The organism is uncultured Corynebacterium sp., from assembly GCF_947253065.1.
Lineage (GTDB): Bacteria > Actinomycetota > Actinomycetes > Mycobacteriales > Mycobacteriaceae > Corynebacterium.
The window spans coordinates 1-6,123 of record NZ_CAMXWS010000062.1 but is presented as its reverse complement, the minus strand read 5'-3'; the positions used below and the strand labels follow the sequence as shown (position 1 = coordinate 6,123).

At 61.6% G+C, this 6,123-nt stretch carries 5 protein-coding genes; all 5 read left to right on the top strand.

The features are described 5' to 3' along the window. On the top strand, positions 1-934 hold a 934-nt coding region (locus Q0X21_RS09785), incomplete at its 5' end, for an aminotransferase class III-fold pyridoxal phosphate-dependent enzyme (RefSeq protein WP_297851697.1). A gap of 55 nt (positions 935-989) precedes the next feature. Further along, positions 990-2,423, top strand: a complete 1,434-nt coding sequence (locus tag Q0X21_RS09780) for an NAD-dependent succinate-semialdehyde dehydrogenase (RefSeq protein WP_297851698.1) — start codon at positions 990-992, stop codon at positions 2,421-2,423. Positions 2,424-2,461: 38 nt separating this feature from the next. Then, a complete protein-coding gene (locus tag Q0X21_RS09775) occupies positions 2,462-3,700 on the top strand; it encodes a hypothetical protein (protein WP_297851696.1) in 1,239 nt (412 codons plus the stop codon). 18 nt (positions 3,701-3,718) lie between these two features. Beyond that, the gene (locus Q0X21_RS09770) at positions 3,719-4,894 is read left to right on the top strand and encodes a CaiB/BaiF CoA-transferase family protein (protein ID WP_297851695.1); all 1,176 of its coding nucleotides are present in this window, start codon (positions 3,719-3,721) and stop codon (positions 4,892-4,894) included. 33 nt (positions 4,895-4,927) lie between these two features. Then, positions 4,928-6,123: acyl-CoA dehydrogenase family protein (locus Q0X21_RS09765; protein WP_297851694.1), on the top strand; the 1,196-nt coding region annotated here is incomplete at its 3' end.

Sequence of the window (6,123 nt, the reverse complement as noted above, 5' to 3'; positions counted from 1 at the left end):
GTTCAATTCTGGTGCAGAAGCCGTGGAGAACGCGGTGAAGATCGCTCGCTCCCACACCGGCAAATACGCAGTGGCCACCTTCGACAATGCCTATCACGGTCGCACCAATTTCACGCTGGCCATGACCGCGAAGAACAAGCCGTACAAGACCGGCTTCGGCCCATTCGCTTCTGATGTCCACCGTGTGCCCATGTCGTACCCGCTTCGCGACGGCTTGACCGGCCAGGAAGCTGCCGACCGAGCCATTCGCGTTCTGGAAACCCAGATCGGTGCAGACAACCTCGCGTGCGTTGTTCTCGAGCCGATCCAGGGTGAAGGCGGCTTCATCGAACCAGCAAAAGGCTTCTTGCCGGCAATTGTGCAGTGGTGCCGCGACAACAATGTGGTCTTTGTCGCCGATGAAATCCAGGCTGGTCTGGCACGCACGGGCGATATGTTCGCCTGCAACCACGAGGGTGTCGAGCCGGATTTGATCACATCCGCCAAGGCGCTCGCCGCCGGTTTGCCACTGTCCGCTGTGACCGGTCGCGCCGAGATCATGGATGCTCCTGGACCCGGCGCGCTGGGTGGAACCTATGCCGGTAATCCACTGGCGTGCGCAGCAGCGATGGCTGTATTCGAGGAGATCGAAGAAAACGACTTGTGTGGTCGTGCCCGCGAAATCGAAGGGATCATCCGCTCCCACCTCGAGCCGCTCGTAGACAACAACGTTGTGCGTGAGGTCCGCGGTCGCGGCGCGATGATCGCGCTTGAGCTGGATACCGCTGAGCGCACAGCCGCTATCGCGAATGCCTGCAAAGAGCAAGGCGTGGTCACGCTCACCTGCGGTACCGACGGCAATGTGATCCGTCTCCTCCCACCGCTGGTCATTCCGGAAACCCTGCTCACCGAAGGTTTGGAGATCCTCGTGGCCGCCATCAAGGACAACCTTTAAGCCCGCACGGACGATAAAGGAGTTGAAGAACGTGACACTGAGTAATAGTCAGCAGCTGCCGGAAAACCTGCCGTTGGATCCTCGTACAGATACCTCGGTTGCTCGTGAATCATTCACAGTGCTGAATCCGGCGACGGAGGAAGAGGTTGCACGTGTCGTCGATACGCAGGCCGATGACTGGCTAGATGCGTTGACGCGCGCTGTTGACGCGCAGGATGAGTACAGCGCGTTCAATCCGCGCCAGCGTGCGGATATTCTGCGTGCGATCTACGAGGAAATCATGGCGCGCCAAGAGGATTTCGCGCGCACGATGACTGTGGAAATGGGCAAGCCCCTCGTGGAAGCACGCGGTGAAACGGCGAATACCGCGGATTATTTCCGCTGGTTCGGCGAGGAAGCCGTGCGTATTCCGGGACGCTACGCGCAGTCCCCGGCTGGGGCGGGTGACATCGTGGTCTCGCGTACCCCGGTCGGTCCGGTGCTGGCCATCACGCCATGGAATTTCCCGCTGGCCATGGGCGCGCGCAAAATCGCTCCCGCCATTGCTGCGGGCTGTCCGGTGCTGGTCAAGCCCGCTGCGGAGACTCCCCTGTCGATGTTGCTGCTCGGCCAGCTGATCTGGGATGTACTTGAGCGTTTTGATGCTCCGCGCGATCTCGTTCACATCCTGCCCACCACGAATTCTGGCGAGCTTTCGAAGACCCTCATGAGCGATGCTCGCCTGCGGAAGATCACGTTCACCGGCTCGACCGCGGTGGGCAAGATTCTCGTCCGTCAGTCCGCGCAGCACCTGCAGCGTGCCTCGATGGAGCTCGGCGGCAATGCACCATTCGTCGTTGCGGAAGACGCCGACCTAGATTTGGCTCTGAGCTGCGCAATGCAGGCGAAGATGCGCAACGGCGGCGAGGTCTGCGTGGCAGCCAACCGCTTCCTCGTGCACGAAGCAATTGCCGACGAATTCACGTCCCGCCTCAGCGAAAAAATGAACAAGGTCGTCATGGGCAATGGGCTCGATGAGGGCACCACCTTGGGTCCCATGATCACCGCCGCCCAGCGCGACCGCATTCACGACCTGGTCACCGAAACTGTCGACGCTGGCGCCACCGTCCACCGCGGCGGCGAAGTGCCTGATCAAACTGGCTATTTCTACCCGCCCACCGTGCTCAGCAATATCCCCGCTGACGCAAGGATCCTGCGCGAGGAAATCTTCGGGCCGGTGGCCACCATCAGCACATTCAGCACGCTGGATGAGGCCATTGAAAAAGCCAACGACACCGAATTCGGTCTGGCCGCCTACGCATTTTCCGAGAATGCGCACACCTGCCAGCGATTCGCCAAGGAACTGGCCGCCGGAATGGTGGGCATCAATCGCGGCATGATCACCGACATCGCCGCCCCGTTTGGTGGCATCAAACAATCCGGCTTTGGCCGTGAAGGCGGAACGGAGGGAATCGAGGAATACCTGGATATTCGCTACATCGGTTCATAAATCCCCACTAAAACTCCCGCATAGAGAAAGGTTCTTTCATGGGACTGAGAGTGTTCAATATCGCGATGGCATTTGTCGGCGTGCTCGTCGGCGCCAGTTTCGCTTCCGGCCGTGAGACATTGCAGTATTTTGTGGCCTTCGGCAACTGGGGTGTGCTCGGTGCGATCATTACGGCGCTGGCACTGGCGCTGACTGGCTTCGCCATGCTGCAGCTAGGCAGCTACCACCGCGCCACCGAGCACACGAGCGTGTTCGACGAGATCTCCGGTCCGATCGTGTCCAAGATCCTCGACGCCGCCACCCTGGTCTGCCTGTTCTGCATCGGTTTTTCCATGTTCGCCGGTGCGGGCGCCAACCTGAACCAGCAATTCGGGTGGCCGGAATGGGCCGGCGCTACCATCATGTTGGTCTTAGTGCTGCTCACCGGCCTGTTGGACGTGGAGAAGGTGACGGTGGCGATCGGTGCGCTCACCCCGCTGATCATCATCATGATCGGCATCGCCACGGTGTGGGCGATCATCAACGCCAACCCGGACTTTTCCAACCTGCACGAGCAGGCTACCCAGGTTCCGACGACACTGCCGAATTGGTGGGTGTCCGCGATCAACAGCATCGGCCTGCAAGTCATCGTCGGTGTGTCCATGGCGATCGTGATCGGCGGCAGCCTTTTCGATCCACGTGAAGCGGGCCTCGGCGGCCTGGCTGGCGGCGCGTGCTTCCTGCTCCTGCTGGCCATGCTGGTCACCGCGCTGTACTTGAGCGTGGACACGGTAAAGGACCAGGAAATGCCCACCCTGGCGATGGTCACTGACATCCACCCCATCCTCGGCCTGGTCATGACAGTGGCCATCTACGGGATGGTCTACAACACCGCGATCGGCATGTTCTACGCCTTCGGCAAGCGCCTTTCACGCAATAACCCGAAGCGCTTCTACCCCATCTACGTCGTCTCCGCTCTCATCGGTTTCGTGCTCAGCTTCATCGGCTTCAGCAACCTCATCGGCTGGGTCTACCCAATCCTTGGCTACATGGGGATCCTCATCATGGTCATCATCGGCTGGGCCTGGTGGACGCACCGCCACGACCTGCGCAAGGAGATTTCCCTGCGCCGCGAGGCACGGCGCCTGTTCCGCCGCCACGGCAGCGCGGATGCTCTCCCCGCGGCGGACAGGAAGAAGCTCGAGGAATCCGCCCGCAAATCCAATATCGAGGACCACGAGTTCATTGGGGAGCTGGAGCAGGACCACGAGTCGTCGATAAGCGAACAGCGAAACTAAAAAGGAGACCGTAAGAAAATGGCACTACAGCAACCACAAGCCGGCCCCCTGCAGGGCATTGTCGTCGCGGATTTCTCGCGTGTGCTCGCCGGGCCGTACGCGACGATGCTGCTCGCGGACCTCGGCGCCACCGTGATCAAAGTCGAAGGCCCCAACGGTGACGACACCCGCCAGTGGGTGCCACCGAAGCGCGGCGATACGGGCACCTACTACCTGTCGATCAACCGCAACAAGAACTCCATCAAGCTCGACCTCAAGGATCCGGACGACCTGGAAACGGCGTACGCGATCATCGACCGAGCGGACGTCTTGATCGACAATTTCCGTGTCGGCAGCCTGAACAAATTCGGCCTCGACCCGGACTCTGTGGCGAAGCGTTGGCCGGAGCTGATTCATGCGAAGATCACGGGCTTCGGTTCGCGCGCCGGGTCGCAGCTGCCGGGCTATGACATGCTCATTCAGGCCTCCAGCGGGTTCATGTCCATGACAGGATCGCCCGATGGCCCGCCACAAAAAGCAGGCTATGCGTTTATCGACGTCCTCACCGGCCTGCACACCACCGTCGGCATCCTCGCCTCCCTCATGCGCCGTGAACGCTTCGGTAATGGCGGCGAAACCATCCGCACGAATCTGCTGTCCGCCGCACTGTCGTCCATGGTGAACATGACATCCGCCGCCGTCGCCTCCGACGCCGAAATGACCCGCACGGGCAACGACCACCCGTCGATCTTCCCGTACGGCCCCTTCCCTGCCAAGGACCGCGACCTGGTCATCTGCGTGGGCAACAACAAGCAGTTCGCGGTCTTCGCCGACGGCCTCGGAGCACCAGAGCTTGCCGACGACCCCCGGTTTGCCACCAACGAACAGCGCAACGTCAACCGTGAAGTATTGCGCCCGATCCTCCACGAGCTACTCGCGGCGAAGAATGCCGAGGAATGGATCGACATGTTCCGTGCCAAGGGCCTGCCAATCGCACCGATTCTCACCGTGCGCGAAGCCATCGATTTCGCCGACGACCTGGAACTCGACCCGGTGGTGAAGATCCCGAACAAGGACGGCAGCGACGAAGTCCCCTTCGTTTCCAACCCACTGGACTTAAGCTCCGGCGGCATCCAGTACACCAAGGCAGCCCCTGGCCTCGACGAGGACCGGGACGATGTCCTGGAGTGGATCGCGGGCACCCCCACCAAATAACTCACCCTCACCTTTCAGAAAGGACCTTTCACCATGACCTTCGCAACCGACCTGATCAACTTCGACAGCCTGCTCTCCGCCGATGAAATCGCATGGCGTGACGACGTCCGCGCTTTCGTCGAAAGCGAAATCAAGCCCCACGTCGGCCAGTGGTACGAAGACGCCCACGTCCCCTTCGAACTCATCCCCCGCTTTGCTGAGAAGGGCATGATCGGCGCCCACCTGTCCGGCTACGGCTGCCCCGGTCGCTCCGCCGTGGACTACGGCCTGGCCATGCTTGAGGTCGAAGCCGCTGACTCCGGTCTGCGCACCATCTTCTCCGTCCTCGGCTCCCTCGCCATGACCTCCATCCACCTCAACGGCACTGAAGAGCAGAAGCAAAAATACCTGCCCAAGATGGCCGCCGGTGAGCTCCTCGGCGCCTTCGGCCTGACCGAGCCCCTCGCCGGATCCGACCCGGCATCTATGACCACCCGCGCCACCTACAAGCCCGGTGAAGGCTGGGTGCTCAACGGTGAGAAGCGCTGGATCGGCCTGTCCCACTACGCTGACCTGACCATCGTGTGGGCCAAGGTTTCCACCGCCGACCTCGAAGCCGCTGGTCTGGACGGCATTCCGGAAGGCCGCGAAGAGACCGTCGCTGGTTTCATCGTGGAAAAGGGCACCCCGGGCTTTGACCCGCAGCAGATCGACAAGAAGCTGTCCATGCGCGTGTCCACCCAAGCGCACATTTATCTCAAGGACGCCCTGGTTGGTGAGGACAAGATCCTCTCCGGCCGCTTCGGCCTCAAAGCTCCGTTCATGTGCCTGAACGAGGCACGCTACGGCATCGGCTGGGGCGTACTCGGCGCTGCCCGCGACTCCATCGAATGCGCCCTGGCTTACGCCAAGGAGCGCACCCAGTTCGGCAAGCCCCTCGCCGGCTTCCAGCTCACCCAGAAGAAACTGGTGGACATGGCTGTTGGCCTGAACCAGGGCTACCTGCTCGCCCTCCACGTCGGACGCCAGAAGGATGCCGGCACCCTGGACATCTCCCAGATCTCTGTGGCCAAGCTGCAGAACACCCGCACCGCCATCGAGATCGCCCGCGAAGCACGCACCATCCTCGGTGGCAACGGCGTGACCCACGAGTACTCCCCGATCCGCCACTCCGCCAACCTCGAGTCCGTGCGCACCTACGAAGGCACCGACGAGATGCACACCCTCATCCTCGGCCAGAAGATGACGGG

What these genes read in the sequence shown, in the direction of transcription:
- Q0X21_RS09775 (WP_297851696.1), top strand. Translation starts at nt 2,462, where the DNA reads ATGGGACTGAGAGTGTTCAATATCGCGATGGCATTTGTCGGCGTGCTC.
- Q0X21_RS09770 (WP_297851695.1), top strand. Translation starts at nt 3,719, where the DNA reads ATGGCACTACAGCAACCACAAGCCGGCCCCCTGCAGGGCATTGTCGTC.